The sequence below is a fragment of the Methylobacterium sp. CM6247 genome (assembly GCF_054817925.1).
Genome location: NZ_JBTXKX010000003.1, coordinates 1,794,333 through 1,821,239 on the forward strand (window position 1 = coordinate 1,794,333; position 26,907 = coordinate 1,821,239).

Below are 26,907 nucleotides of genomic sequence, written 5' to 3' on the forward strand. Positions count from 1 at the left end.
GCTGGGAAGAAAGCCGGACATGACGGCAGATCGATCGATGCCTCCGGGGGTGCCCATGGAGCAGGGAGGCGGAGCCGCGGAGCAGCTGGCCTACCGGCTTCGCCAGCAGGAACTTACCGCCGAGTTCGGGTTGTTCGCGCTCAGGACGCGATTCATCGACACGCTCCTGCAGGAGGCGACGCGTGTCTGCGCGCAGGGGCTCCAGAGCCGGTATTGCAAGATCATGGAATACTTGCCCGCCGAGCATCAGTTCGTGGTGCAGGCGGGGATCGGCTGGAAGCCCGGAATCGTCGGTATCGCAAAGACGGGGGCCGATGCGGCGAGCCCATCCGGTTACGCCTTTCAGACCGGGCAACCGGTCATCTCGAACCATCTCGGGGGCGAAAGCCGCTTCCGCACGCCCAAAGTGCTCGAAGACCATGGGATCCAGCGGGCGATCAACGTCATCATCCGTGGCGAGGGCGAGCCGTTCGGTGTCCTCGAAGTCGACAGTCCGACGGAGGGACGCTTCACCGAGGCCGATATCGCGTTCCTCCAGGGGTTCGCCAACCTGCTGGGCGGTGCGATCGACCGGCACCGCAAGGAAGAGGAGCTGCAACAGACGGAAGCCCGTCTACGGCAGGCCTTGGCGCATCAGGAGGTTCTCACACGGGAAATCAGCCACCGGGTGAAGAACAGCCTTTCGATCGTGGCGAGCCTGCTGAACATGCAGGGCGACATGGCGACCGATCCCGTCTTGCGCGCCGCTCTGGGCGACGCGCGGAGACGGGTCCTGACCATCGCGACGGTGCACGACCGGCTATGGCGCACGGACGAGGTCCAGGTCCTCGATCTGGCCGAGTTCCTGGCGGAGCTTTGCGAACATCTGGGCGCATCGGTGGGGCCGAACCAAACACTGATCTGCGAGGTCGCGCCGGTCATGGTGGCGACGAACCATGCCGTTCCGTTGGGGCTCATCGTCAACGAGCTCGTCACGAACGCCTTCAAATATGCCTATCCCGACGGGGCCGGCGAAGTGCGGGTCTCGGTGACGCGGGAGGAGCCGGGACGGCTCCGGCTCGAAGTCTGCGACAGCGGCGTCGGCCTGCCAACGGGCTTCGACCCGTCGCGGTCGAAGAGCCTCGGCATGACGGTGATCACCGGGCTCGGTCGCCAACTCGGCGGTCAACCGGAATGGCAGGATCTGCAGCCCGGCACACGGGTCGTGCTCGCATTTCCGTATCGGGAGGCCAGCGTACGAGAGGGCGCCGAGGACCCGCGCTCCTTCTCGTCCTGAAGCCTCACAGGCCTCAGAGATCTGGGATGAGGAGGCAAGATCTCTTGGTCCGTATGTCCCAATCCCGCATCGCGTCATGCTGTCGATCGACGGGTGACGGTCCGACACGCCGTGCTCTGGCTGGGTCGCTGCATGACGTCCAGCAACGCGGACGATCCCTCTTCCGGGGTCGCTACGGTCATCAGACTTTTCTATCCTACCCGAGGCATCTCAGGCGGACCCGTGACACCCGAATGCGCAGGTCGTACCCGCAGCTAGGGCAAGGTCATCGATCGTAGAGCCGGATCCCGTGGCCAAGCCGCTATCCCCCCAACGTTCGCGCCAGATCCCCGACCCGTTTCAGGTCGGCCACGAAGGCCGCGTAAGCGTCTTCCTTGGCTTCGTCGGGGAGGCGCAGGAGGTAGGAGGGGTGCACCGTGATGAAGCCCTCATAGGGCTTGCCGAAAGAAGCGGGGCCGCGGGCGCGGGTGATCGGGATCGCCTTGCCCGTCAGGGCCAGGACGGCGGTGGCGCCCAGGGCCACGACGAGTTTGGGGGCCACGAAATCCAGCTCCCGGTCGAGCCACCAGCGGTAATGGCTCACCTCGCCGGCAGTGGGCTTCTGGTGGATGCGGCGCTTGCCGCGCTCCTCGAACTTGAAATGCTTGACCGCATTGGTGAGGTAGGCCGCGTTCCGCTGGATGCCCGCATCCGCCATGGCGCGGGACAGGAGCTGCCCGGCCGGTCCCACGAAGGGGCGGCCCTGCCGATCCTCCTGGTCGCCCGGCTGCTCGCCGACGAAGGCGATGGCGGCATGGGCAGGGCCTTCGCCGAGGACGGCCTGGGTCGCGCCCGGCACCAGGGGCTCCGAGCGCCGGATGATGGCATTGAGCTCCTCCAGGGAGGTGGGATCCTGGTCGGACATGGCGGCGACGGCCTTGGCGGGGTTACGCTTGGTCGGCATTTGCGGCTCCCGTTCGATCATGGCTTCCGTGCGGGCTGAGGCGGCGCGGACGAGGCCGGGGATCGCCGCTGTTTCCGGCATGTTGCGCCAATACTTCTTCGGCATTTCCGCCCGCATGGCGACGAGGTTGGTGCGGGCGGGGTTGAACGTGCTCTCATAATAATCGCGCCAGCCGGCCTCGAACCCGTCGGCCTCGGGCGCATCCTCGCGTCGTCCCAGGGGGCCGAAGGTCAGGGTCTCCCCATCCCAGTGGGCGGAGCCGTCCGGCGTGAGGATCGTCCAGTGCAACGACCGGAAACGCGAGACGAAGAACGTGGTTGCCGCCTCCAGGATGTGATGGTCCGGCTCGAACCAGGCGACGAAGCGCTCGACACCGTCGGCCTCAGTCCGCCGGAACCGCAGGAAGGCGTGCATCTTGTGCAGGTCGCGGGCGATGGCCTTGCGCATCCGGTCGAGCCGATGGACCAGCGGGTCGCTTCCCACTTCCAGCAGGCCACGCTCGCCGTGCGTGATGCGCCAGATCAGGGTGTAGAGCAGGGCGTAGCGCTCGGGGTCGCGGTGCGGGACGACCATGCGGATCAGGTCGGCCACCGCGCGCGGCAGGCTTAGTGGCGCATCGGAGCCGGATTCTGGCTGGGAGACCTGTCCGAACAGGCCGGGGGCCTGCCCGATGGACCAGACTACTCTATCGGGCGGGACCGATGCGGCGGCGAGCCGGCGCGCTGCGGCGCGGAACCCGTCGAGATCGGCGCCCTCGCGGAGGGTGATCGTTTGGAGTGATCCACCCGACCTTGCCCCCTCTACGGGGGAGGGTGGCCCTCGCGTGAGCGAGGGTTGGGAGAGGGGAGCGCCATCTCCGGAAAGGTCGTCCCCTCTCCCGCCTGCTCCGCAGGCACCCTCCCCCGCAGAGGGGGGAGGGTGGTGCTCACCATCGCGGTCCATCAGAACAGGCTCAGCTGCCGCGCTGGCTCGACGAGCTTGGCGCGCAGGTCCAGCCGGTCGGTACCGCCGGGGCCCGGGTGATAATCGGCGGCGATCAGGAACGGGCGGGCCCGTTTCAGGCCGGAGGTGAGACGGGCGACGTCGTCCAGGCGCAGCCGTGTGTGGCGGCGCGCCTTCACGATCTTGTCGACGGCACGCGCACCGAGGCCCGGCACCCGCAGCAGCATCTCGCGGTCGGCGGCGTTCACGTCCACGGGGAAACGCCCCCGGTGCTTCAGGGCCCAGGCCAGTTTCGGATCGATGTCGAGGGAGAACATGCCGTCTTCGGCGGCATCCGCCACGTCGTCGGCGGAGAAATCGTAATACCGGATCAGCCAATCGGCCTGGTAAAGCCGGTGCTCGCGCTGGAGCGGCGGGGATTTCAGCGGCAGGATGGCGGAGCCGTCGGGGATCGGGCTGAAGGCCGAGTAATAGACCCGCTTCAGGTTGAACGAGCCGTACAGGAGGGCGCTCTTGCGGATCAGCGCCTCGTCGGTGGTAGTGTCCGCGCCGACGATGACCTGCGTCGACTGGCCGGCGGGCGAGAACCGGCGCTTCTCGGCCTTCGCCTCGGTGATCCGCGCGCCGATCTGCTTCATCGCGTTCTGGATGACCGGGCCGTTCTTCTCCGGCGCCAGCCGGTGCAGGCTGGCATCGGTTGGAAGTTCGAGGTTGATCGAGAGCCGGTCGGCATAGAGCCCCGCCTCCTCCACCAGCCAGGGGCTCGCCTCGGGGATCGATTTCAGGTGGATGTAACCGCGAAAGCCGTGGTCGCGCCGAAGGCTCTTGGCCACCCGCGTCAGCAATTCCATCGTGTGGTCGGGCGACTTGATGATGCCCGAGGACAGGAACAACCCTTCGATGTAGTTGCGCTTGTAGAACTCCACCGTGAGGGTCACGACCTCCTCGACGGTGAATTTGGCGCGAGCGACGTTGGAGGAGCGCCGGTTCACGCAATAGGCGCAATCGAACAGGCAGTAATTGGTCAGCAGGATCTTCAGGAGCGAGATGCAGCGCCCGTCCGGCGTGTAGGCGTGGCAGATGCCGGCCCCGGTGGTGGAGCCGAGTTCGCCCTTGCCCGCCACCCGTTTGGGTGCCCCCGACGAGGAGCAGGAGGCGTCGTATTTCGCGGCATCGGCCAGGATGCGCAGCTTCTTGGCGAGGGTCTCGTCCATGACAGGGACATGCGCGTCGTTCGTGTTTCGTTCAAGTTTTTGTCGGGCCGGGTCGGAAATGCCGCAGGGTGCTGTCCCCTCTCCCCGCCGGGCGGGGAGAGGGCCGCATGGACCTTGTCGTCCATGCGGCGAGCGCAGGCGAAAGCCGAAGCGGGGGTGAGGGGGTGAATCCGGATGAGGCTTGTACGGCTCGGCCCCCCACCTTCGGCTGCCGCCTCGCTTCATGCCCCGACGAGGGGGCATGAAGCCCTCTCCCCGCACGCGGGGAGAGGCGGAAGCACCGCTCGGCTGACGGAGATACCTCCATCACCGGTCGAGCCCGTCCTCCGCATTCACCTCCTCGTCGACGATCGTCTTCGCCAATCCGTACGAGAACCCGGCCCGCGCCATCGAGGCGAGATCCTTGTCGCGGTGGGCGGCACGGAGGTCGGGGCGGCGGAACGGGCCGAGGCGGCGGCGCTTGGCATAGGCGCGGGCCGCCACCTCCTCCGCATTGGTGCCTTCCTCCTCGCCCCGGTCGCGCTCGGTCTCCAGAGTTTCGGCGATCAGCGTCCGGTCGACTCCCTTGGCCGCGAGCTTGGCCGCGAGGCCGCGGGCGGAGGTCCCGCGCCGGCGCAGGGTCGCGGCCCGCGCGGCGGTGAACCGGGCATCGTCCACGAGGCCGGAGGAACGGGCGCGCTCCACGATGGCGGCAATGGTCTCGGCGAAGGTGGCCGGGTCTTCGTCCCGGAGCCGGCACCTCTTGGCGACCCGGCGCTCCAAGGTCTGGCGCAGCATCGCCACGGAGGCGCTGTAGCGCTCCAGATAGTGCAGGGCGACGCGCTCCAGATACGCGGCCGTGACCGGCGGCGTAGGTTTTGCCTCGCGGGGCGTGGGTTTTGCCTCGCGGGTATTAGGTTTTGCCTCGCGGGGCGTGGGTTTTGCCTCACGAGAGGGCCCAGGCCGACCCGCTGCAACGTTTCGAGCGTTCATCGGTTCATCACGCTTCGGACAGGTTTCAGGATCATGTCGCGCATCGTCTCGACCGTGAACCGGTTTCCTGTCTTACCCCGAGAGGACGCATGCATGTCATGCCGGCATTCCTCCTGAAGCGCGAGTGGCTCCTGGTCGCGCTCGGCCTCGGCTTCGCCGTCCTGGCGGCCGCCGTGGTCTACCTGTCGCGCCCGACCGTTCTCACGGTGGCGGTCGGCCCTCGCGATGGGGCCGAGGCGCAATTGCTCGAAACCTACGCCCAGGCCTTGAGCCGGGCACGGGAGGACGTGCGCCTGAATGTGCGGACCTATGACGACGTGCGCGACAGCGCCGCGGCGCTCCAGGCGGGTCGCGCCGACCTCGCCGTGGTCCGACCCGACGTGTTCCTGCCCGATAACGGCCTGACCTTAGCCCTCCTGCACGAGGAGACGCTGCTCATCGCCACGCCGGAAGCGAGCGAGATCGAGAGCTTCCCCGACCTTGCGAAGAAGCGCCTCGGCATCGTCGAGCGCCACGCCGCCGACCGGCCCTTCGTCACCAATCTCCTCGCCTTCTACGATTTCACGGCCGTGCCGGCGCCCGAACCCGGTCAGACGCTCGCCGCCAGCCATATCGCCCTCGTGCCGCTCAAGCCCGGCGAGGTCACGGCCGCCCTGCAGGCCGGCACCGTGGACGCCGTCGCCGTCATCGCGGCCCCGACCTCGAAGGCCGCGATTTCCACGGTGCGGGCGGTGGAGATGGCCTCCCACGAGAAGAAGATCACCATCGTCTCCGTGCCCGATGGCGACGCGATCGTGCAGCGCATGCCGGAACTGCAATCGGCGACGATCCCAGCGGGTACGTTCGGCGGCCGGCCCAAGCGCCCGGATGAGGACGTGAAGACGGTGGGCGCCTCCTACCGGCTGATGGCGCGGGGCGCGGTGAGCCGCTACTCGGTGGCGTCCGTGACCCAGCACCTGTTCGAATGGCGCTCGAAACTCGCGCCGAACGCCCCCATCGCCAACCTGATGAAGGCTCCGGATTTCGAGACGTCGGTGGCCGCCACCAGCGCCCGCCTTCCCAACCATCCGGGGGCGGTCGATTATTTCGAGCGTGAGCAGCAGACCCTGTTCGAACGCTACGAGGATTACGTCTACCTCCTCGCCTTCTTCGGCGGCACGATCGGCTCCGGCATCGCCTGGCTCGGCCAGCGCCTCGCCCGCCAGCGCCGGGAGCGGGTGGACGTGGTCCTCGACCGTCTGCTCGACATCCTCAGGGACATCCGCTCGGCCACCACGAGGGAGCAGCTCGACGGCCTCGTTCGCGAGACCGACGATCTCGTCACCGACGTCGTTCAGCATGCCCGCGAGCGCAATGTCGACACCCGCGCGATGAACGCCCTGATCCTGGCCATCGATGCGGTGCACGGCGCCATCGCGGATGCCCGCCGTTCCCTCGTCACCGGCGCCGAGCCCGAGCGCCGGCCCCTGCGGACGCGGTCCGCGCGTCTCCTCAGGCTGGATCGGCCGGCGGCGGAATAGAAGAGGCTTTCACATCGCCTCTTCTCATCGAGCGGCGACAACGGAAATCCGGGTCTCGCGCGTGGCGCTGCTTTGCACGCGAAGAGCACTCCGCCTCGGGATGACGGATTGAAACCATGCGAGCGGCCGATTCTCGCTCGGAGGTGAGTCCAGATCAGGGGCTCAATAATGCGGCGGGGGCGGTTCCGGGGCGCCGGTGCCGGTGCGGGCGCCGGCCTCCTCGACCTGCTCTACGAGCTTGGCCAGATGCCGCGTCAGGGCATCGATCTGGCGCCATTGCGCGGTGATCGTCGCGTTGAGGTCGTCGATGACCACGTCCTGCTCGGTCAGCCGCATTTCCAGGGCGTCGATGCGGGCGGAGAGCGTATCGTCGTCGGTCATGGCTGGCCCCGCCTCATCGCAATGTCTCGGAATCGTGGTCGGGCCGCTCGACGAGGCCGGGTCCGAGCGCGATGCGGTGGTCGAAGACGAAGCAGTCGCCGCGCCAGCGGCTCTCGGCTTCCGGGATCGTCTCGAGATAGCGCAGGATGCCGCCCTCGAGATGGTGGACGGTGGCGAACCCCTTGGCGCGCATATAGGCCCCGGCCTTCTCGCAGCGGATGCCGCCGGTGCAGAACATCGCCACCGCCGGATGCTCGACAGGGTCGAGGCCGTCGACATAGGCCCGGAAATCCGAGAACCGCGACAGATGCGGGTCGGTGGCGCCTTCGAACGTGCCGAGATTGACCTCGAAGGCGTTGCGGGTGTCGAGGAGGAGGAGGCCCGGCGTATCGAGCAGAGCGTTCCACGCCTCGGGCGGCACGGGAATCCCGGCCTCGCCCGCATCGGTGGCGCCGTCGTCGAAGGTCACGATCTCCCGCTTCACCCGCACCTTGAGATGAGCGAAAGGCGCGGCCTCCGCGCTCGAAAGCTTCACGTCGAGATCCCTCAGGCGCTCGCCGAAGAGCGGCCCGTCGCGCAGCTCCGACAGGAGCGTGGCCATGCCGGCCGCGCTGCCCGCGATGGTGCCGTTGATCCCCTCCCGCGCCAGGAGGAGCGTGCCGAGGATGCCGAGTTCCACGCAGCGCCGCTCCAACGCGTCACGCAGGTCTGCGGCGTCGGGCAGGGGAACGAAGCGGTAGAGGGCGGCGACGGTGTAGGGCATCGGCGGCAGGGTCTATCAGGCGTGGTCGTCAGGGGGAACCGCTCGGAGGGGCGCTCTCGATCCGGCGCAGGATGAAGGTGGTGCCGACCTCGGGTTCGCGCCGCCAATGGTTCTCCCCCGCCGGCACCAGCCCCACCACATGGCCGCGCCGTGCCACCAGGGTGAGCCGGCCGGGAGCCGCCAGCCACGCGGCCGGATCGAAGGTCGTCAGCCCGCTGTCACGGCAGCCCTCGAGCAGGCGGACCGTGGCGGTCCCGCCTCCCTCCGCGGGTTTCAGTTCGAGGCGGCAGACGTCCTGCTCGCGGTAGCGGTCGAGGGCGTAGATGCCGGCCGTCGGCCGCGGGCCGGCAGGCGTCGCAGCGCTCGTCTGCGCCCCGGTATTCTGGCCGCCTGCCGCAGTCGGATCGTCCCGCTCGAGCTTGTACCCGGAGCCGCCATCCGGCGCCGGCGCGAGAGGGGGCGCCATCGCCACGATCTGGAGAGGAACGAGGCTGTAGACCTCGCCCCCCTCGGTCTTGGCCATGAGGCTGCGCCGGTCGTCCCGCGCCTTGAAGATCAGGACCGGCCGGACGTTCTTGTCCACGAGGCGGACGACGCCGTCCACGAACAGCCAGGCGGCGACCTCGTTCAGGATCGGCAGGGCACGGCGGCACCCGGCGGGAAACGACAGGCGCCGCCCGCTCTCGAAGCTCTGCGACGCGAGGGTCATGACGCAGCGCCGCGTGCTGCCGTCCCGCGACAGGTCCCAGGTGCCGGGAACGCCTTCGATGGTCGGCGGCAGGGTCTCCACGAAGCCGGAGGGTGGGCTCACCGCAGCGGGCGTCTCCGAGAGGCCTGGGGCGGCGGGGGGCTCCGCCGGTGTCGGGGCGGGCGTCGCGGCCGGGGGCGCGGTCGGTGTCGAGGGCGCGGTCGGTGTCGAGGGCGCCTGGGGAGCGCCCTGAGCCATCCCCTGGCCCCCATTCTGGGTCATAGTCTGGGCCTGCGCCGGACCGGCCAGGGCCGCTGCCGTCAAGAGACCGGCGAGGGAGCGTGCGAGACGGATCATCGGGCCGCTCCGGTGCTGGGCGTGTTCGTCGGCGTTTCCGGCACCGGCGTCAGTGGTCCCTTGCCGGAGAACCAGGAGAGCAGGTTGTCGACCACGAGCCGGCCCATGACCTCCCGGGTCTGGACGGAGCCGGAGCCCACATGCGGCAGCAGGACGACGCGTTCCAGGCCGAGGAAGGCCTCCGGCACCTCGGGCTCGGCGGCGAAGACATCGAGCCCCGCGCCGTGGATCGCGCCCGATCGCAGGGCTTCGATCAGCGCCGGCTCGTCGATGAGGCTGCCGCGGGCGACGTTGACGACGATCCCGTCGGGGCCGAGCGCCTCCAGGATCTCGGCATTGACGATCCCGTTCGTCTCCGGGCCGCCGGGCGCCACGATCATCAGGACGTCCACGGCCCGCGCCATCTCCAGCAGGGTCGGGTGGAAGGCATAGGCCACGTCGTCCTGCCGGCGGCGGCCGTGATAGGAGAGGGCCACGCCGAACCCTTCGAGGCGGCGCGCGATGGCCCGCCCGATCCGGCCGAGGCCGAGGATGCCCACATGCCGGCCGCGCAGGGTCGCGGTGAGGGGGTAGGTCCGTGTCGGCCAGTGCCCGGCCCGCAGGTGGCGTCCGCCTGCGGGATTTCTCGCACGGTCGCCAGGAGCAGCCCGAGGGCGAGGTCGGCCACCTCGTCGGAGAGCACGTCCGGCGTGTTCGTGACGACGATTCCCCGCTCCGCCGCGGCGCCGACATCGATCGTATCGTAGCCGACGCCGAAACTCGCCACGATCTCGAGATGGGGCAGTTTCTCGATGAGGGCGCGGTCGACGGGGGCCTGCGCCCCGGTCGCCATGGCGCGGATGCGCGGTCCGATCTCGCGATAGAACGCGTCGGGATCGGGCGCGGTGTCGGCGCGGTGGAGGGTGAAGGCGCCAGCCAGCGCCTCCATCACGCTGGGCTGCATCGGCTTCAGGAGCAACAGGTCGGCAGGCTGCATGTCGCGCTCGTCATCCGTCCCCGGAAGTGGCCAAGAGAGGCGTGGCCATGAAACGATACGGCTGTAATCCGCCGTCCGGGCAGGGTCCAGCCGTCGCGGCGGGTCCGCATCTGCCAAGGTCGCCATGCGGCGCGCGGGCGGCAGTCATGACCGCGATGCGCCGTGTGCGCCGGCCTACTTCCAAGCGGGCCTTTCGAACATTACTAAAGAGGGCGAGACTCACATATCCGCCCGCGATCCGATCAACGACGAAAACCGAAACAGCCACGCCATGACTGCCCCGCGCACCCTCTACGACAAGATCTGGGACGACCACGTGGTCGATGTCGAGCCGGACGGCACCAGCCTCCTCTACATCGACCGCCACCTCGTCCATGAGGTGACGAGCCCACAGGCCTTCGAGGGGCTGCGCGTGGCCGGACGGCGCGTGCGCCACCCGGAGAAGACCCTGGCCGTGGTGGACCACAACGTCCAGACCTCGGACCGCCGCTTCGGCATCGAGGATCCGGAGAGCCGCCTCCAGCTGGAGACGCTGGCCGAGAACGTGCGCGACTTCGGCATCGAGTTCTACGATGCCCTCGACCGCCGCCAGGGCATCGTCCACGTCATCGGCCCCGAACAGGGCTTCACCCTGCCGGGCCAGACCATCGTCTGCGGCGACAGCCACACCTCGACCCACGGCGCGTTCGGCGCGCTGGCGCACGGCATCGGCACCTCGGAGGTGGAGCACGTGCTCGCCACCCAGACGCTGCTGCAGCGCAAGGCCAAGAACATGCGCGTCACCGTGGACGGCACCTTGCCGCCGGGCGTCACCGCCAAGGACATCATCCTCGCCATCATCGGCGAGATCGGCACCGCCGGCGGCACCGGCTACGTCATCGAATATGCCGGCGAGGCGATCCGCGCCCTCTCGATGGAGGGGCGCATGACGATCTGCAACATGTCGATCGAGGGCGGCGCCCGCGCCGGCCTGGTGGCGCCGGACGCCATCACCTACGCCTACGTCAAGGATCGCCCCAAGGCCCCCAAGGGCGAGGCGTTCGAGCGGGCCCGCGCCTATTGGGACAGCCTCGCCACCGACGAGGGCGCCTTCTTCGACCGCGAGGTCCGTCTCGACGCGGCGAGCCTGCCGCCCCTGGTGAGCTGGGGCACCAGCCCCGAGGACGTGGTCTCGATCTCCGGTCTCGTGCCCGACCCGGCCGCCATCGCCGACGAGAACAAGCGCCAATCGAAGGCCAAGGCCCTCGACTATATGGGCCTCACGCCGGGCACCAAGATCACCGACATCACCCTCGACCGGGTCTTCATCGGCTCCTGCACCAATGGCCGCATCGAGGACCTGCGCGCCGTGGCCAAGATGGTGGAGGGCCGCAAGGTCCATCCGTCGGTCTCGGCCATGGTGGTGCCGGGCTCCGGCGTGGTGAAGGCCCAGGCGGAAGCGGAAGGCATCGACCTCATCCTCAAGGAGGCCGGGTTCGATTGGCGCGAGCCGGGCTGCTCCATGTGCCTCGGCATGAATGCCGACCGCCTCAGCCCCAACGAGCGCTGCGCCTCCACCTCGAACCGCAACTTCGAGGGCCGCCAGGGCCATCGCGGGCGCACCCACCTCGTCTCCCCCGCCATGGCCGCCGCCGCCGCCGTGGCCGGCCGCTTCGTCGACATCCGCGAGTGGCGCGGCGAGGCCTGAGCGCCCAGCTTAGGCGGAATCCGCGAAACGGGCCGGAATCGCGATTGACGCGGCCGGCCCGTCCGCCTAAACGAACCTCCGCGTCGGCAAACATCTGCCGACCGGCCCAGGTGGCGGAATTGGTAGACGCGCTGGTTTCAGGTACCAGTCTTGCAAGAGGTGAAGGTTCGAGTCCTTTCCTGGGCACCATCAGTTGGCTAAGCCGCTGATCCGCAAAAAAGCATTTCATCTTGAAGGGTTTTCTCCGCATCTGACTGTTCAACAGATGCGTTCAACATGCCCCTTCGGATGCCACGCCCGATGAGGCGCAAGTCAGCACGACCCACCAACTTATCCAGCGTATCCCAGCTGACGTGCTCGATAGAGAGCGTAGCCTGACGTTGGCTATCCCTATCGGTACTCGTTCGTCACAAAGGTGATCTCAGCGAAGTACGTTAGCGTCTCGCTGCGCACTCGCGAACCGCAGGAAGCCAAGGTTCGGCAAGTAGTAGCAGTGGCGTACCTGGAGGCCGTATGGCGCTCCGTGCGCGAAGGCCCCAAAGGGCTGATTCTTAAAGAGGCTCTGGCGCTTGCAGGCGAAGTCTACTGCGCCCTTGCTGACACCCTGGAGGATGATCCGGGCACAGCGGAGCGGTGGCTCCGGGCTGAAGTAGGAAACCTGAAGGCGAAGGTGGGCAGTTCGGACGTGCCGCACTGATGATCCTGTCAGACGTTGAGCGCCGTGCCAGGAGCATCAAGGAGCGGGCAGGGGGCTTCTCTGCTGGGATGCTCGGTCGCCGTGGTCTCATCATCGACCAACACAGCTGCCGTAGGCTTAATGAGCACATTCCGGCAGCTCTACGACAGGCCAGCCTTGTGCTGGGGCTTGGGTTAGAGGTTGGCCGAGCGCACCGAAGAGACCCGTCCCATGCTTGGCGGCACCGCTTCACGACCCTCGCTCGGTCTGCAAGGATCAACGACAGCGTTGCGGATGCAATCGTGGGGCACGCTCCTAACAGCGCGGCGAAGGCGTATGGTACGGTGCCCCTAATGACGATCACGATCACGATCACGATGACGGAGGCGCTGGAGCGCATCGCCATCGAACTACCCCTGACGCATTTTCGAGTTAGCGCGAACAGGGGAAAGGCTTCTGTAGTGCTTGGCGGGTAGCTCTGCGAATAGCTAGAATGATGCCCCGCAGCGCTTGGTTTTAACGAACGAATGGCACGTCTCACTCCTTCCGCTTTTATCTCATACTCTTGGGATGATGATGATCATAAAACATGGGTGAGAGAGTTATCTGAGCGTCTTGTGATCAATGGCGTCCAAGTTTTCTTGGATCAATGGCATGTTAAGCTTGGAGATAGTCTGACGGAATTTATGGAAAGAAAGCTTTCCGAATGTGACTTCGCGCTCGTGATTTGCACTCCTAATTATCGATCGAGATCACAAGCGAGAAGGGGCGGTGTAGGTTACGAGCAATAGATTATTTCTGGAGAGCTTGCTGCTGGAATCCCCCGACGAAAATTCATCCCTCTTATTCGCTCTGGTGAATTCGAAGCAGGAAACGACTGCGCAATTCCGTCCCATTTTCAAGGCGTAAGGGCCTTGGACGTTAGATCAATTTCTAATTTGGATGAAAGCTTCGAGGAGTTGCTCCGAACGATCTACGATGTGCCACGCTACTCGCCGCCGACTTTAGGGAGCAGGCCGACCTTTATTCTTGAGCAATCAGAACCTAGTCACGAGAAGCCATTCCGGCTTGCTACTGCGGAGCTCGATGGCTGGTACTTAGAGAGCGGGGTAGCCAAGAGTGAACTCTATCCCAAAACATTCAAGATACCCACTGAGCAAGAACGCAGAAATGTGATCAAAGGATATCTGGTCAAGCTAGTTTTTGAAATCGCACTATTAGACGAAGAAAACGATAATCAAGAGATGTTCTTTGGTGAGCGTATGTGGGTTGAGGTTTCCCACTCCGATGGTCCATATATAATTGGCGCTCTGAACAATACTCCCGTCTCATTCGAGGGCGATCACTATCTGCAGCCAGGTGCAGAAATTGTATTTCTGCCTGAGCATATCATTGATATTATCGATCTAGATGAAAAAGAAACTATGATTGAGGAGCAGTCGAGGGGCGTAGATAGAAAAAACGATAACAAGAAAGGCAAAGTTAAATCTAGTCGGTCGAAAAAAATTAATAAGACTTAAGGTTTATTATAATTATAATTTTGCGGCGCTCGCGTATTCGTTGGTGTGAGCGCTAGATTGCTGGGCCTCCTCGCTCGCGACCTCGTCCACGCGCTCGTTCAGTCGTTGTCCGGCGTGACCCTTCCTCACACCCACCTCACGCTCTGATGTTGCGATGCGGCCATCTCTAGCGTCTGCTATAGTTCCTTGTTCGCCACCGACTTCCCGCCGGCTGCCTTCCAGCCCTTGGCCTTCCAGCCAGGAAGCCCTCCGGTGATGCCCTGGATGACATACTTGCTATCACCCAACATGGTGACCATGGCACTGAGGCTGAGAGCTCCACAGGTGACATAGCGCGCGATGCCAACGAAGCGCGGGCGGGCGTTGTGCGGTGTCAGCGGCGACGCGGAGCAGGGTGGACGGTTCACACACGGATCCCGGTGGCTTGACGCTCCGAGCCTCCGCCGGCCAAGCTCTCGGGAATTGCGAGCTGGCGTCGGGGCAAGCTCCGCCGACGCCGATGTCCCACTCTCGAGAGACGCTTCCAGAATGGTTCTTCCCCGTTTCCGCCGCGCCACCGGCCGGCTGCTGGCCCTCCTGGGCCTTGTCGTGTCCTTGCTCGTCTCGGCCCCGCTCATGCCGGCCCGTGCCGCCGAGGCGGTCTTTCCGCCTGCCGGCGGGATCGGTCTGGTGCCGCCCGCCGGGATGACGTTGGCTAAGAGCTTCGCCGGCTTCGAGCATCCGTCCGGCGCCTCCATCGTCATCGTCGCGATGCCGGCCGAGGCGTATGGGCAGCTCGCCGAAAAATTCACCCCCGATTCCCTGCGTTCGACGGGCTTTGCCGCCGTGGGAGCGGCCGAGCCGCTGTCCGTCGCCGGCGGCGAGGGGCGGGTCCTGCGTGGCAGCCAGTCGGCCAGGGGGATCGCCTATACCAAGTGGGTCGCGGTGGTGCGGGGCGGGGATGGCACCGGCCTCGTCACCGTGCAGGTTCCGGAAGCGGCCCGTGGGCAGGTGCCGAACCAGGCGGTGGAGGCGGCGCTGGGCACGATCGCCTTCCGCTCCCCCGGCAGCGTGGCGGATCAGATCGCGGCCATGCCCTATTCGGTGGGGGACCTGGCCGGGTTCCGCCCGGTACGGACGCTGATGGGAAACACCCTCCTGCTCACCGATGGCCCCAAGGACGTCGATCCCGAAGGCACCCAGCCGCTCGTCATCGTGGCGCCCTCCCTGGGGAAGGCTCCGGTCGCGACCGGCCAGCAGAGCGCCTTCGCCCGCAAGGCGCTGGGCACCATCCGCGAGGTGAAGGACATCGCGGTCACCGACGAGAGCCGCACCACCGAGGGCGGCGCGGTCCTCGTCCGCCTGCGGGCCACCGGCAAGGACGTCCGGTCCGGCCGTAAGGTCGGGGTGACCCAGACGATCCGCTTCGAGGGTAAGAGCTACCTGCGCGTCATCGGTCTCGCCGGCGCGGACCAGCCGGACGCCCTCGCGCGGGCCGAGCGTGTCGCCGCCTCGGTGGTCCCGCGCTGAGCAGGCGGGGCGGATGGGGTACGCGCCCATCACGGTCCGCCCCGGCCTCTTAGGGTTGCCCCCGCGATCGCGGGGCGGCTAGACATCCCTGCGACCGGAACGCCGCACGTCACCGGGCCGGTCGCCGCCTCTTCCCCGTCTCGCGAGGAGCCATGATGCAGAGACCCAAGGATCGCAGTGTCGCCCTCTCCGGGTCCGCTGCATGAGGGTCGTCCGCGCGGCGCGCCTCCACCTGAAGGAGGGAGCCTCCGACAAGGTCTACGAGGTGGACCTCGTGGAGAACGACGCGGTCGCAGCACCGGAGCGGTTCCTCGTCAATATCCGCTACGGACGACGCGGCGCGGTCCTGCGTGAGGGATCGAAGACGGCGCAGCCGATCGCGGCCGATGCCGCCGCGAAAGTGTTCGACAGTGTCGTCGTCGCGAAGATCAACGGCGGCTACCGTCGGAGCGACCAGCCCGTAGCATCATCCGTGACAGGCACGGCCGGGGCCCCGGCCGAGGGCCGCGACGGCATCCTTCTCGCGCGGCTGGCCTCCTGCCGTCGCGGGCTCTGGCCGGAGAAGGATCGCGAGCGCCTGCTCTGGCGCATCGGCCAGCTCCGCATCGCGCAAGCGGAGCCGGACCTCGTCGCCCTGGTGCGGGACGTCGGGCCGGCGGGGGCGAGCTACGCCCTGGTCTGGGCGCTGGCCCGCGCCGTGGGCGGCAAGGCCGCACCGATCCTCGAGGCCGTGGCGGCCGAGACCGGCAGCGTCGTGATCCGCGACCTCGCCCGCTTCGCCCTGGTCTCGCCGCTGATGGGCGCGCAACGACGCCCCTCGGGCGAGGAGGCGGACCTGCCGGAGGCGGTCGCCCGGCCGGCCCGCGCCGGCGACGCGGACGGCCTCGTCGCCGCGCTGACTGCCCTCGCCAGGGCCAAGCCCCTCGCCGTCGGGCCGGCGCTGGTGGCGCTCGGCCGCTGCGCGCAGGACGATGCCGTGCTGCATGCGGGCCTCTGCGCCGCGCTCCCGCGCTTGGCCCCCCGGCCTCCCTACCTCATCGGCCTGCGCCGCCTCTTCAAACATGCCGAGATGGCCGACGATGCCGGCCTCTTCGGCGCCACCGCGCTGCGGCTCGAAACCGCGAAGGCGATGTACAAATCCGGCGACCCCATGGTCTACTCGGCCGAGTTGCGGCGGCAATTCGTGGTGCGCGATGAACGGGGCGGTCCGGACGCGCGGATCGGCCTGTCCTCGGCCACCTCCCTCTACCTCAAGCGCCGGATCTGGCGGGCCCTGCGCAAGCGCGGCGAGGTCGGCGATCCGGCCTTCGCCGAGATGGCCGCCGGGCTGCTGCTGAGAGTACGGCCGGAGGATCTGGGTCCGCGCACAGTCTCGACCCTGTGGCGGCGTCAGGCGAACGGCGCCTGGGGCCGCGAGCCCCGCCTGCGCGGCCCCCTCGCGACCCACTGGGCGGCGAGCCATCTCCTGTTCCGCCATGCCCCGCAGGCACGGCCGCGCTCGGGCTCGGCCACGTTCTTCCTCGATGCCGACACCGACCTCGACTCGCGGGACGAGGCCTTCCGCGACCTCTGGAGCGCCCGGCCCGACCTCGCGCTCCGTCTCGCCACGGAGGGGCGGATCGACCCCGTGGCGATGCTGGGGCTGCGCGTCCTGAGGGCCGACACCGCCGCCTGCGCCGCCCTCGATGCCGCCGCGATCGGCCGCCTGCTCGGCGCGACTCTGCCCGCCGTCGCCGCCCTCGGCCTGGAAATCGCGCGGGAGCGGCTCGCCCGGGGCGGGGCCGATCCCGAACTCCTCGCCGTCCTCGTCCAGGCCCGGTTTCCGGAGGCGCGGATGCTCGCCCTGCGGCGGATCGAGGCCGAGGCGGATTTGCCCTGGTCGACCGTGGCGCTGGCCCTCGCGCTGCTCACGAGTGCCGCGCCGGAGGTCGAGGCGGCGCTCCTCCCCCTCGCCCGCGAGCGCGGGCTTCCGGCCGGCGTCGCCGGGCCTTTGGCCGAGCGGCTGGTGGCGTGGCTGCGGGCGATGCCGCCGGTCCTCGACGCGGAGGCGGCGGCATCGGTCCGGGCCATGCGCGCCGGCCTGCCGCTGCTCTGGCCGAACCACGACATGCCGGTGCCCGGGCAGGACATCGCCGCGCTGATGGCGCATCCGGCCCTGGAGATGATGGCTGCGGGCGTCGCGCTGCTGGCCTTGTCCGGCACCGATGCCGATGGCCTGCCCGCCGAGCAATGGTACGCCCTGATCGGCTCGGACTCCCTGGACGTGCGGGACGCCGCCATCGGCCTCCTGTCGCGCCTCGACGACGCCCGGCTCGGCCGGCACGCCGACCCCATCCTCGCCTTCGCCTCCGGTCCTTCGCCCGTCCTGCGAAAGGCGGCGCGGCCCCTGGTGAGGCGCCTGGTCGATGCCGATCCGGCCAGCGCCGGCCCGCTGGCGCAAGCCCTCATCGCGAGCCTGTTCCGCACCGCGCCGGACGACCGGTTCGTCGCCGACATCGTCGCGCTCCTGGGCGAGGCCATGCCGGGGGAACTCGCCGCCCTGGATTCCGGCACCCTGTGGCGCCTCCTGCAGGCGCAGGCCAAGGGCGCGCAGCGCCTCGGGGCGATCGTGCTGGCCGAGCGGGCGCCGGGCCTCTTCAGCGTGCGCCAGATCGCGCGGCTCGGAGGCCATTCGCATCTCGCCGTGCGGCAATGGGCGATGGCCGCTTATCTCGCCGAGCCTTCCCGCTTCCAGGACGAGGCGGCCGAGGCCGTCCTCCTCGTCGAGAGCGACTGGCCGGAGACCTTCGCCTTCGCGGAGAGCCATTTCGCGACCTGGGCGGAGGAGGCCTGGACGCCGGACGCCCTCGCTGTCGTCACCGACAGCGTCAAGCCGGAGGTCCTGGCCTTCGCCCGCCGGCTCCTGCGCAGCCGGCTGCGGCCGGGGGAGGCGGATGCCCAGATCCTGCGCCTCCTCGAACATCCCTCGCCCTCGATGCACCTCCTGGTGACGGAGCTCCTGACGGCGCAGGCGGTGGAAAGCGAGGAGGCCTTCGCGCGTCTCGTGCCGCTCGCCCGCATCGTCATGCTGCAGGTGCTGACGGGGCGGACCGCCAAGGACAGGATGGCCGCCTTCCTGAAGGGGGAGGCCCTGCGCAGCCGCGAGCGGGCGCAAGGTTTGCTGGCCCTCTTCGCCGACCTGTCACTGAGCGTCACGGCGCGCGACCGGAACGCCGCGATCCTGGCGCTTCGCGACATCGCCAACGCCTATCCGGATCTCGATACGCCCCTCGTCCGGCGCCCCTCCGTGGCACGGCCCGCCCCCGGATCCCTGTCGGAGGGTGCCCGATGAACGTCGTCCATCGCTACCTCGGCGAGAGCCGCGCCGTCACGGAAGGGGGAACGACGCGGCTCGGCTTCGCGCCCGATACCTTGCGCGCGCCGACCTTCTTCAACGGCCGGGTCGCCCGCCACCTGCCGTTCCGGGAGGCGATCTCGGCCCTGCACCACGTCGTGGTGTCGGACCTGCGCTTCAAGCCGAAGGACCGCAGCGCCTATTTCGCCTGGCTGCAGGCCAACGAGCAGCAGCTTCTCGCCGAAGCGCTGGCCGGCAAGGACGAGCTGGAGGCCGAGATCGAGTCCCTGCGCCGCGAACTCAGGGACATCGATGCCGCGTCCCAGACGGTGATGCGGCCGTTCTACAAGGCCCGGCAGCTTTATTTCGACCGGCTTTACAAGGAGGATCTCGACGCCTGGATCGTCCTCGACCCGGTCATCACCGTGCATCCGGACGAGATCTTCTTCGAGTGTTTCAGCCTCGACGAATCCACCTACGGGCGCCTCTCCTGCGACCATGACGTGTTCGAGCGCATGGGCGAGATGGCCTTCGGCACCACCAACATCGATTACAGCCACGCTCTGTACGACGAGTTCCAGAAGATCCGCAGCGACCGGGACACCGAACTCGCCATCGACCCCACCGGCTTCTCGGTGCAGACCACCGGGGCGGAGGAGTATCGCGAGGACAAGATCGACCTGCCCGATTCCTGGATGCGGGGCTTCCTGCAGGTCTCGAGCGCCATGACGCAGCCCGCCTGCGTGGTCGATCTCCACCCTGTCGACCTGCACGCGATCCTCACCCGGCTCGCCGCCCGCCGGGAGCGGCACGGCCCGCGCTCCCTGCGCTTCCTGCTCGAACCGGACCGGCCGGTGAGCGTGCTGATCGAACCCTGGAACGAGCGCCTGACCTTCCGGCGCTCGATCTATCGGGGGCCGGCGAGCGCCGAGATCCGGCTCTGGGGCCGGCGGCGGCTGGCGATCCTCGCCCGCGCCCTGCCGCTCGCCAGATCGGTGCGCCTCCATCTCCTCGGCTCCGGTCTGCCCTCCTTCGCGGTGGTCGATTACGGCGGCCTGCGCTTCACCCTCGGATTGTCCGGCTGGACCGCCAACGACTGGTCCCGCGCCGGCCAGTTCGACCTCCTGGCCCCCCGCACGGATGTCGATGCGGGCACCGCCGCGCGGGTCTTCGCGGCGCTCGGCCGCCATCTCTTCGCCGATGCCGGGACCCTCGCCGCCGAGACCGGCCTCGACCGGGCGACGGTGGAGGCCGCGCTCGGCGGCTACGTCCAGGCCGGCCGCGTCATGTTCGACCTCGACAAGCGGGTGTTTCGCCTGCGCGAACTCACCCGCGAGCCCCTCGATGCGGGCGCCCTGCGCTTCGCCTCGGAGCAGGAAGCCAAGGCCGACCGTTTCGTCGCCGCCGGGCTGGTGACCCTCGGCCCCATCACCCGCGCCGAGGGCCGGCGCAGCCTCACCGGCTCCGTGTTGGACGACGGCCGGGCCATGGCGACCGCCGTCGAGATCGACGCGGATGACCGCATGGTCGGAGGCCACTGCACCTGCGGCTTCTACATCCGCAACAAACTGATGCGCGGCCCCTGCGAGCACATGCTGGCCCTGCGCCGCATCGTCCACGCGCAGGTCGAGGGCAAGCCGATGAGGAGTCAGGCGTGAGGAACCGCGTCGGGAACCGATTGATGCCCTCCCCGGCATGCTTTAAGCTTCTTCCCCTGAGGGACGTCGGGTGGAGCGGACCTTGCATTCTGGGCGGCGTTTCGCCGTCTCTGCACCCTGCCTGGCAAAGCGTCACTGGCCCGCTCTTCACTGGGCCGGCACAGACCCCTACCGCGCGCTTTCTGTTTGGGTTCCTTGAACCCAAACGCGCGGTAGGGGTCGTGCCGGCATCGAGTGGACCGGACCAGTCCCGAGACTTGACGAAGGCTTTCCGCCCGGCGTCCCTCACTCGTCCTCCCGTGCGGGCGAGCCGCCCATGAGCGTCCAGCCCGGCTCGCTCACCCGGCAACAGCTCTACGACCGCATCCGCGAGAGCTCGAAGGACGAGGTCGTCCTCGAAGAGATGATCCGGCTCGGTTACTGGCCGGCCGGGACGGATCAGCCGAACCTCCCCGAGGACGTCATCCGCCGAAGGGGCGAGCTCACCCGCGAACTGACGGACCTGCATCGCAACGCGGCGCTCTGGAAGAATCCGGACGCCGCCCTCAAGGCGATGCACAAGCGCCGCAAGAAGGCGGCTCTGGAACGGCGGCGCGAAACCAAGCTCAACGGCGCGCGCGGACGGCACGAACGCGCGCTCGCCTGGCACGGGCGCCGGAACCGGGAGATCCTCTATCTCGGCGAGGGCGTCTCGGCGGGTCTCTCGGGGGGAGACGCCGGAGCGTCGCGAGCCGACGGCTTGCCGGACCTGGCGAGCCCCGTCGCGGTGGCCGAGGCCATGGGGATCGGCCTCGGCGAGTTGCGCTTCCTCGCCTATGACAGGGCGCTCGCCACGGTGAGCCATTACCAGCGTTTCACCATCCCGAAGAAGACCGGTGGGCTGCGTGCCATCTCGGCGCCGATGCCCCGGCTCAAGCGGGCGCAATACTGGATTCTCGATGCCGTGCTGGCTCATGCGGGCATCCACGACGCGGCCCACGGCTTCGTTCCGGGCCGCTCGATCCTGACGAACGCCGCCCTGCATGTGGGGCGGGACGTGGTGGTCAATCTCGATCTCAAGGACTTCTTCCCGACGCTGGATTACCGCCGGATCAAGGGCAAGTTCCGGGGCCTCGGCTATGCCGAGCCGGTGGCTACGGTGCTCGCCCTGCTCTGCACCGAGCCGGATGTCGACGAGGTCGAGATCGACGGGCAGCGCTTCTACGCCGCACGCGGCCCCCGCCGCCTGCCCCAGGGGGCGCCCACGAGCCCGGCGCTCACCAACCTCGTCTGCACCCGCCTCGACGCGCGCCTCACCGGCCTCGCCGCGTCGCTCGGCTTCGCCTACACGCGCTACGCCGACGACATGACCTTCTCCGCTTCGGGCGAGGCCGCGGGCAAGGTCGGCGCGCTCCTGAAATACGTGCACGAGATCGTCGCCGGGGAAGGCTTCACAATCCATCCCGACAAGACGCGCGTGATGCGGCGGGGGCGGCATCAGGAGGTCACCGGGCTCACGGTGAACGAGCGGGTCGCGGTGCCGCGCGAGACCCTACGGCGGTTCCGCGCCCTGTTGCACGGCATCGAGGGGCACGGACCCGCCGGCCGCCGCTGGGGCCGGAGCGAGGGGCAGGCGGTGCTCGCGGCGGCTTTGGGCTTTGCCCGCTTCGTCCGGATGGTCACGCCCGAAGCCGGTGCTCCCCTGGTCGCGCAGGCGCGGCGGCTCGCCGAGAAACACGGGGCGCCGCAGCAATCGGCCCAGCCCCGGATCACCCCCTTCCGCGCGCAATCCGCGCGGGGCGTGCCGCCGCGCGAGGGCTGGTGGAGCCCGGCCGAACGCCCGCCGCCGCAGCCCGATCCCATCCTGCTCGAGGCCGAGCGGCCCGCCCAAAGCGTTCCCGGACGAAGCGGCCTGCCCTCCATCGGCCGTCGCCCCGAGCCGGCCGCCGACCAGCCGCATCCCGGATCGCCGCCCGGCGGCGATGTCGGAGAGGACACGCCGCTGAAGCCCTGGATGGTGGTGCTCGGCGTGTTTGTCCTGTTCCAGGCCGGCGCCATCGTGCACCCGGTCCTGGGATTGCTGGTGCTCGCCGCTTCACTCGTGATCGCAATCCGGCGTTGGCTCCGCCGCCGGCGCGGCAGGTGATCACGGGGCGCTCTAAAGGTGCGGCAAGGCCTCAAATCTGACAAAGCCATATTCGATGCATGGTTTGCCGAGGCTGGACGGCTCGAAACAGACCCGCTCTTACACATCCCGGCGCCGAACATCTCTGACCCGTATCCCCAAAACCCGAGCGGGGTTGTGCGGACGTCGTCGCGCAGCCTGATTTACCTGAGAAAATTGAAATATAACTCACTACTGGCCAATCAAGACTGTAGATATGGGGTTTTTTGAGTCATTATCTGCGTTATAATTTCGTTAATCCGCTATATATATTACGCATGGCATCAATCGTTGCTGATCAAGGCGGGTGCCCGTGAGGAATAAGATTTTTGCACTCATGGCTGTGTCGCTCGTCGTGCTGTGCTCGACACTCGCGATATACATCGGCGCGTTTACGCTACGGCCGATGGCGCGGGACGCCGCAATGACTTCGGCCATGACCGGCATCGCCCGATCCGTCGAAATGTTCATGGTTTCGACAAAGAAGTTCAACGCCGAGTTCGAACAGGCCTCTTCCAAACAAGATAAGGACGCTGTCCGAGAGACGTGGACGACGACGATCCGCGCCGTCGACGACGCTGTCATCCATGATTTTGGCCCCGACAATCTGCGTGTCCGCCTCGTGAATGATCCCGCCATCACGGGCATACCATCGTCGGGCGGAACCGCGACGGCGGTCGAAACGGATTTTGAGCGAAAAGCTCTGCAGCAGTTCATCGACGGTCGCAATGAACCGATCGTCACCGAGGAAGACGGCTTCCTCAAGATTTCGGCTCCACTTCCGGCCTCCGCACATCCGGGATGTGCGAACTGTCATGACTTACCGGTCGGATCGAAGACCGTTCTGGGGTCCATCAATGCGTATGCCCCGCTGAAATCGGCGATCGCAAAATCCGACAGCGAGGCGAGGACCGTCGCTTCCGTTCTCGCCGTCATGATTACGCTGGTGTTCGGCTGCCTGTTCTGGCTCATCCACAAGCTCGTCATCGTCAGGGTTCAAGCCGTGACCAAGACCATGCTCGATCTGGCCCGCGGCGACATCCATGTCGCGATTCCCTTCAGCAAAGGGCGGGACGAACTCGCGCGGATGTGCCAGGCCATCAACGTTTTCCGCGAGAATGCATCGCAACGCCAACGCCTCGAAGCCGAGGCGCGGGCCGATGAGCAGATGCGCATTCGGCATCAATCGAAAACCGAAGAACTGATTGACGACTTCCGGAACCATGTCGGCTCCTTGCTGAAAAAGACGACGTCGGATGCCGCCCGAATGCAGGCTACTGCGGCAAGTCTTGGCGGGATCGCGGCAGCATCCCTCAGCAAAGCCAATGAAGCGACTGACGCAGCCAACGAGTCGGCAGACAGCGTGAGCACGGTTGCGGACTCGGCGAGCAGGATTGCCCTGTCGATCAACGAGGTTGCCGACCGTGTCTCTTACTCCGCCGAAGTGGTTGGCCGCGCAAGCCAGAGTGCCCTGTCCAGCAACACGATGATTGCGGGGCTTTCCCAGGCCGCGGCCCGCATCGGTGACGTGGTTCAGGTCATCTCAACGATCGCCCGACAGACCAATCTGCTGGCGTTGAATGCAACCATCGAAGCGGCGCGCGCGGGCGATGCCGGTAAGGGGTTCGCTGTGGTGGCGAGTGAGGTCAAGCAATTGGCCGAACAGACCTCCGCCGCCACCCAGGAAATTGCCAAGCAGGTGGATGGCATCCAGACATCGACCCGGGACTCCGTCGTCGCGATCGAAGCCATCACGGTGTCGATGCACGAGGCCAACGCGTGCATGAGCCTGATCGCACAGTCGATCTCTCAGCAGGGCGCGGCCACGAAAGGGATCAGCGACAGCGCGCTCGGCGCCTCGGAGGGGACGGCGCGGGTCACCAACGCCATGGAGGAGTTGGTGGGCGCTGCGAACTTGACGACGGTGGCCTCCGGAAACGTCGCCAGCGTCGCGACCGAACTGGTGTCCGCGAATGAAGATCTCGCGAGCACGGTGGAGACCTTCCTCCGGTCCGTGGTCGCGTCTCGCTGATCGGGCGAATGGTCCCCGGATGAGGGGATACGGGTCGATCGTGAAAGCTGGGCATGTTCGCCCTGGCGCTCGGGATGGCCACGGCGAGCGGGCGCCCATGTCGGCGGGACAGCCCGAATCCATCCTGGTGGAGGTGGAGTGACCCCGGCGAAGCGTACCCGGACGAAGCCGACGGACATCCATCGGCCGCTGCCCAGGCCTGTGCCCGCCGGCATCCGGCACTCGGATGTCTCGTGCTCGCCGCTTCCCTCGTGATGGGAATCCGGCGCTGGCTCCTTGGCCGACGTGGGAGATAGGAATTTTGCCGACGGCCCGGCCTTCTGTCGCCGTCCGCCGGGCGCTTTCGGCATTCATGCCGCCGCCGGCGGTCTGACCGAAACATGGGTGGCTCCCCCGACACGTCTTGCAATTATAGATTATGATCATAATCTATAAGCCGAAGCGGTCCCCCGAGGGGGCGCATGGTGGGAGAGCGTCGTGGGCAAAACGGACATCAAGACGGCCATCGTAACCGGAGCGGCATCCGGCATCGGCTTGGCGACGGCCAAGGCCCTGAAAGCGGCGGGCTACCGGGTCTACGGTACGAGCCGCAGACCCGCGCAGGGGCGGGACGGGGACGTCACGATGCTGGCCTGCGACGTGACCGACGACGCCTCCGTCGAGGCCCTGGTGCAGACGGTCCACGGCGAGACCGGGCGGATCGATCTGCTGGTCAACAATGCCGGTTTCGGCATCAGCGGCGCGGCGGAGGAATCCACGGTCGCGCAGGCGCAGGCACTCTTCGACGTCAACCTGTTCGGCGTCATCCGCACGACCCGGGCGGTGCTGCCGCTGATGCGGGCGCAGGCGGGCGGCCGCATCGTCAACATCAGCTCCATCCTGGGGCTCGTCCCGGCGCCCTACATGGCTGTCTATTCGGCCAGCAAGCACGCGCTGGAGGGCTATTCGGAATCCCTCGACCACGAGGTCCGCGGCCAGGGCATCCGCGTCGTGCTGGTCGAGCCCGCCTATACGCGCACGGCCTTCGACGCGAACCTGGTCTCCCCCGATGCTCCGCTGAGCCTCTACGATTCCGATCGCGCCGGCCGGGAGCGTTTCACGCGTGAGGTCATGGCCACGGCCGACGCGCCCGAGATCGTCGCCGAGGTCGTGGTGAAAGCCGCCACCGCGGCGGCGCCCCATCTGCGCTACACCGCCGGATCGATGGCGCGGCAGGCCAGCCTCCTGCGCCGTTTCGTGCCGGCAAAGCAGTTCGACAAGAGCTACCGCAAGCAGATGCGCCTTCCCCCGGTCTCCTGAGCCTCCGCCCTTCGGGGGACGTGGGAAACATGGTCCGCCCGTCTCTCAGCCACGATCGGGATTGACCATCGGGTCGGCCTGGAGCCTCGCCGCGGCCAGATCGATGAAGGCGCGCACCTTGGCCGGCGCGCGCCTTCCCTCCAGGGTCACGATATGGACCGGGAGCGGCACCGCGTCCGGATCGTCGAGGACCAGCCTGAGCCGGCCTTCGGCGACCGATGGCGCCACCTGATAGGACAGCAGGGGCGCGATCCCCTGGCCCGCAAGGGCGGCCGCCAGGACCGCGTCGATCGTGTTGCAGATCAACCGTGATTGCGTGGCGCCACGCGTCGGCCCTTCGGCCGGGGAATGGCGCTCGTAGGACAGTCGCGTTCCCATCAAACCGATGGTCGCGTGGCGGTGCAAATCCCCCATCGATTGCGGTGTCCCGTTCCGGTCGAGATAGTCCGGCGCGGCGCAGAGAACCCTGCGGACGGTGCCGACCCGGACCGCGACGAGCCCGGAATCGGCCAGATGACCGATGCGGATTCCCACATCGGCGCCCTCCTCGATCAGGTTGACCACGCGGTCGAGGAACAGCGCGCGCACGCCGACGGCCGGGTAACGCGCAAGAAAATCCGTGATGGCGGGCAAGACATATAACCGCCCGAACTGCACCGGAGCGGTGATCGTCAAGGTTCCGGAAGGTGTCGCGTAGGCGCCGGCCGCGAGTGCTTCCGCTTCTTCCATGTCCGCGAGGATGCGGCGGCAATCCTCCAGATAGCGTCCGCCCGCCTCGGTGAGCATCAGCGAGCGCGTGGTCCGCGTCAGCAGCCGGGCTCCGATCCGGTTCTCCAGGGCGGCCACCGCACGGGTCACGGCGGGTGGGCTCATGTTGAGTTGGCGCGCCGCAGCGGCGAATCCCCCGCTCTCCGCCACCCGCACGAAGACCCGCATCGCCTGCCACCGGTCCATGCCGGCTTCCTCCTCACCCGCGGATTATTCCAAAAACCGGAATAGTCGATTGCGGAGAATGCC

At 67.7% G+C, this 26,907-nt stretch carries 22 protein-coding genes, 1 tRNA gene and 1 pseudogene; 14 read left to right on the forward strand and 10 right to left on the reverse strand.

All coding sequences use genetic code 11. The features are described 5' to 3' along the window. The first annotated feature begins 19 nt into the window (after positions 1-19). Positions 20-1,276 carry a sensor histidine kinase gene (locus ACYQOP_RS09270; protein WP_461222181.1) on the forward strand — a complete coding sequence of 419 codons (1,257 nt, stop codon included), beginning with the start codon at positions 20-22 and terminating at the stop codon, positions 1,274-1,276. A gap of 301 nt (positions 1,277-1,577) precedes the next feature. Here ACYQOP_RS09270 and ACYQOP_RS09275 read toward each other — a convergent pair whose 3' ends face one another. From ACYQOP_RS09275 to ACYQOP_RS09285, 3 genes are all read right to left on the reverse strand, one after another. Continuing rightward, positions 1,578-3,161, reverse strand: coding sequence for a UdgX family uracil-DNA binding protein (locus ACYQOP_RS09275; protein WP_461222183.1), 1,584 nt, complete (start codon positions 3,159-3,161; stop codon positions 1,578-1,580). Then, positions 3,161-4,375: a putative DNA modification/repair radical SAM protein gene (locus ACYQOP_RS09280; protein WP_056422010.1), complete on the reverse strand. Its 1,215-nt coding sequence runs from the start codon at positions 4,373-4,375 to the stop codon at positions 3,161-3,163. The genes ACYQOP_RS09275 and ACYQOP_RS09280 overlap by 1 nt, the downstream gene beginning before the upstream one ends. 306 nt (positions 4,376-4,681) lie before the next feature. Next, a complete protein-coding gene (locus ACYQOP_RS09285; protein WP_461222184.1) occupies positions 4,682-5,347 on the reverse strand; it encodes a RecX family transcriptional regulator in 666 nt (221 codons plus the stop codon). A gap of 89 nt (positions 5,348-5,436) precedes the next feature. Here ACYQOP_RS09285 and ACYQOP_RS09290 point away from each other — a divergent pair, with 89 nt between their 5' ends. Beyond that, complete coding sequence (locus ACYQOP_RS09290; RefSeq protein ID WP_056422006.1) at positions 5,437-6,867, forward strand: TAXI family TRAP transporter solute-binding subunit; 1,431 nt, start codon at positions 5,437-5,439, stop codon at positions 6,865-6,867. 162 nt (positions 6,868-7,029) lie between these two features. Here ACYQOP_RS09290 and ACYQOP_RS09295 read toward each other — a convergent pair whose 3' ends face one another. The 5 genes and pseudogenes from ACYQOP_RS09295 to ACYQOP_RS09315 form a co-directional block, all read right to left on the reverse strand. Further along, a complete protein-coding gene (locus ACYQOP_RS09295; protein WP_018045441.1) occupies positions 7,030-7,248 on the reverse strand; it encodes a SlyX family protein in 219 nt (72 codons plus the stop codon). Positions 7,249-7,261: 13 nt separating this feature from the next. Then, complete coding sequence (gene trhO, locus ACYQOP_RS09300) at positions 7,262-8,011, reverse strand: oxygen-dependent tRNA uridine(34) hydroxylase TrhO (protein WP_461222186.1); 750 nt, start codon at positions 8,009-8,011, stop codon at positions 7,262-7,264. A gap of 28 nt (positions 8,012-8,039) precedes the next feature. After that, the gene (locus ACYQOP_RS09305; protein ID WP_461222187.1) at positions 8,040-9,056 is read right to left on the reverse strand and encodes an AprI/Inh family metalloprotease inhibitor; all 1,017 of its coding nucleotides are present in this window, start codon (positions 9,054-9,056) and stop codon (positions 8,040-8,042) included. Beyond that, complete coding sequence (locus tag ACYQOP_RS09310; RefSeq protein WP_461225259.1) at positions 9,053-9,658, reverse strand: NAD(P)-dependent oxidoreductase; 606 nt, start codon at positions 9,656-9,658, stop codon at positions 9,053-9,055. The genes ACYQOP_RS09305 and ACYQOP_RS09310 overlap by 4 nt, the downstream gene beginning before the upstream one ends. Then, a pseudogene (locus tag ACYQOP_RS09315) lies at positions 9,652-10,158 on the reverse strand (Rossmann-fold NAD(P)-binding domain-containing protein); the annotation flags it as partial. The pseudogene ACYQOP_RS09315 and the gene ACYQOP_RS09310, both read right to left, overlap by 7 nt. A gap of 145 nt (positions 10,159-10,303) precedes the next feature. On the opposite strand from ACYQOP_RS09315, the gene leuC reads away from it, so the two are divergent. The 6 genes from leuC (at position 10,304) to ACYQOP_RS09345 (ending at position 13,915) form a co-directional block, all read left to right on the forward strand. Then, positions 10,304-11,719, forward strand: coding sequence for a 3-isopropylmalate dehydratase large subunit (gene leuC, locus ACYQOP_RS09320; RefSeq protein ID WP_056421992.1), 1,416 nt, complete (start codon positions 10,304-10,306; stop codon positions 11,717-11,719). Between the two features lie 104 nt (positions 11,720-11,823). Next, a tRNA-Leu gene (locus tag ACYQOP_RS09325) sits at positions 11,824-11,908 on the forward strand. A 226-nt stretch (positions 11,909-12,134) separates the two neighbouring features. Continuing rightward, positions 12,135-12,416 carry a hypothetical protein gene (locus tag ACYQOP_RS09330; protein WP_461222188.1) on the forward strand — a complete coding sequence of 94 codons (282 nt, stop codon included), beginning with the start codon at positions 12,135-12,137 and terminating at the stop codon, positions 12,414-12,416. A gap of 332 nt (positions 12,417-12,748) precedes the next feature. Next, positions 12,749-12,871 carry a hypothetical protein gene (locus tag ACYQOP_RS09335; protein ID WP_461222189.1) on the forward strand — a complete coding sequence of 41 codons (123 nt, stop codon included), beginning with the start codon at positions 12,749-12,751 and terminating at the stop codon, positions 12,869-12,871. 51 nt (positions 12,872-12,922) lie between these two features. Further along, a complete protein-coding gene (locus ACYQOP_RS09340; RefSeq protein ID WP_461222190.1) occupies positions 12,923-13,186 on the forward strand; it encodes a toll/interleukin-1 receptor domain-containing protein in 264 nt (87 codons plus the stop codon). A gap of 189 nt (positions 13,187-13,375) precedes the next feature. Then, positions 13,376-13,915, forward strand: coding sequence for a DUF2314 domain-containing protein (locus ACYQOP_RS09345; RefSeq protein WP_461222191.1), 540 nt, complete (start codon positions 13,376-13,378; stop codon positions 13,913-13,915). 176 nt (positions 13,916-14,091) lie between these two features. On the opposite strand, the gene ACYQOP_RS09350 is transcribed toward ACYQOP_RS09345, so the two are convergent. After that, a complete protein-coding gene (locus tag ACYQOP_RS09350) occupies positions 14,092-14,322 on the reverse strand; it encodes a hypothetical protein (RefSeq protein ID WP_461222192.1) in 231 nt (76 codons plus the stop codon). A gap of 121 nt (positions 14,323-14,443) precedes the next feature. On the opposite strand from ACYQOP_RS09350, the gene ACYQOP_RS09355 reads away from it, so the two are divergent. The 6 genes from ACYQOP_RS09355 to ACYQOP_RS09380 all read left to right on the forward strand — a co-directional run bounded on the left by ACYQOP_RS09355 (position 14,444) and on the right by ACYQOP_RS09380 (position 25,890). After that, complete coding sequence (locus tag ACYQOP_RS09355; protein ID WP_461222193.1) at positions 14,444-15,424, forward strand: hypothetical protein; 981 nt, start codon at positions 14,444-14,446, stop codon at positions 15,422-15,424. Positions 15,425-15,626: 202 nt separating this feature from the next. Continuing rightward, on the forward strand, positions 15,627-18,755 hold the full coding sequence (locus tag ACYQOP_RS09360; protein WP_461222194.1) for a hypothetical protein: 3,129 nt from the start codon (positions 15,627-15,629) through the stop codon (positions 18,753-18,755). After that, the gene (locus tag ACYQOP_RS09365; protein ID WP_461222195.1) at positions 18,752-20,416 is read left to right on the forward strand and encodes an SWIM zinc finger family protein; all 1,665 of its coding nucleotides are present in this window, start codon (positions 18,752-18,754) and stop codon (positions 20,414-20,416) included. Before ACYQOP_RS09360 ends, ACYQOP_RS09365 begins: the two co-directional genes overlap by 4 nt. A gap of 316 nt (positions 20,417-20,732) precedes the next feature. Further along, complete coding sequence (locus ACYQOP_RS09370) at positions 20,733-22,541, forward strand: reverse transcriptase family protein (RefSeq protein ID WP_461222196.1); 1,809 nt, start codon at positions 20,733-20,735, stop codon at positions 22,539-22,541. Between the two features lie 355 nt (positions 22,542-22,896). Beyond that, positions 22,897-24,591 carry a methyl-accepting chemotaxis protein gene (locus ACYQOP_RS09375; protein ID WP_461222197.1) on the forward strand — a complete coding sequence of 565 codons (1,695 nt, stop codon included), beginning with the start codon at positions 22,897-22,899 and terminating at the stop codon, positions 24,589-24,591. A 477-nt stretch (positions 24,592-25,068) separates the two neighbouring features. Continuing rightward, complete coding sequence (locus ACYQOP_RS09380) at positions 25,069-25,890, forward strand: oxidoreductase (RefSeq protein ID WP_461222198.1); 822 nt, start codon at positions 25,069-25,071, stop codon at positions 25,888-25,890. A 45-nt stretch (positions 25,891-25,935) separates the two neighbouring features. Here the strand turns inward: ACYQOP_RS09380 and ACYQOP_RS09385 are convergent, their stop codons facing one another. Next, on the reverse strand, positions 25,936-26,844 hold the full coding sequence (locus tag ACYQOP_RS09385; RefSeq protein WP_461222199.1) for a LysR family transcriptional regulator: 909 nt from the start codon (positions 26,842-26,844) through the stop codon (positions 25,936-25,938). Between the last annotated feature and the right edge of the window lie 63 nt (positions 26,845-26,907).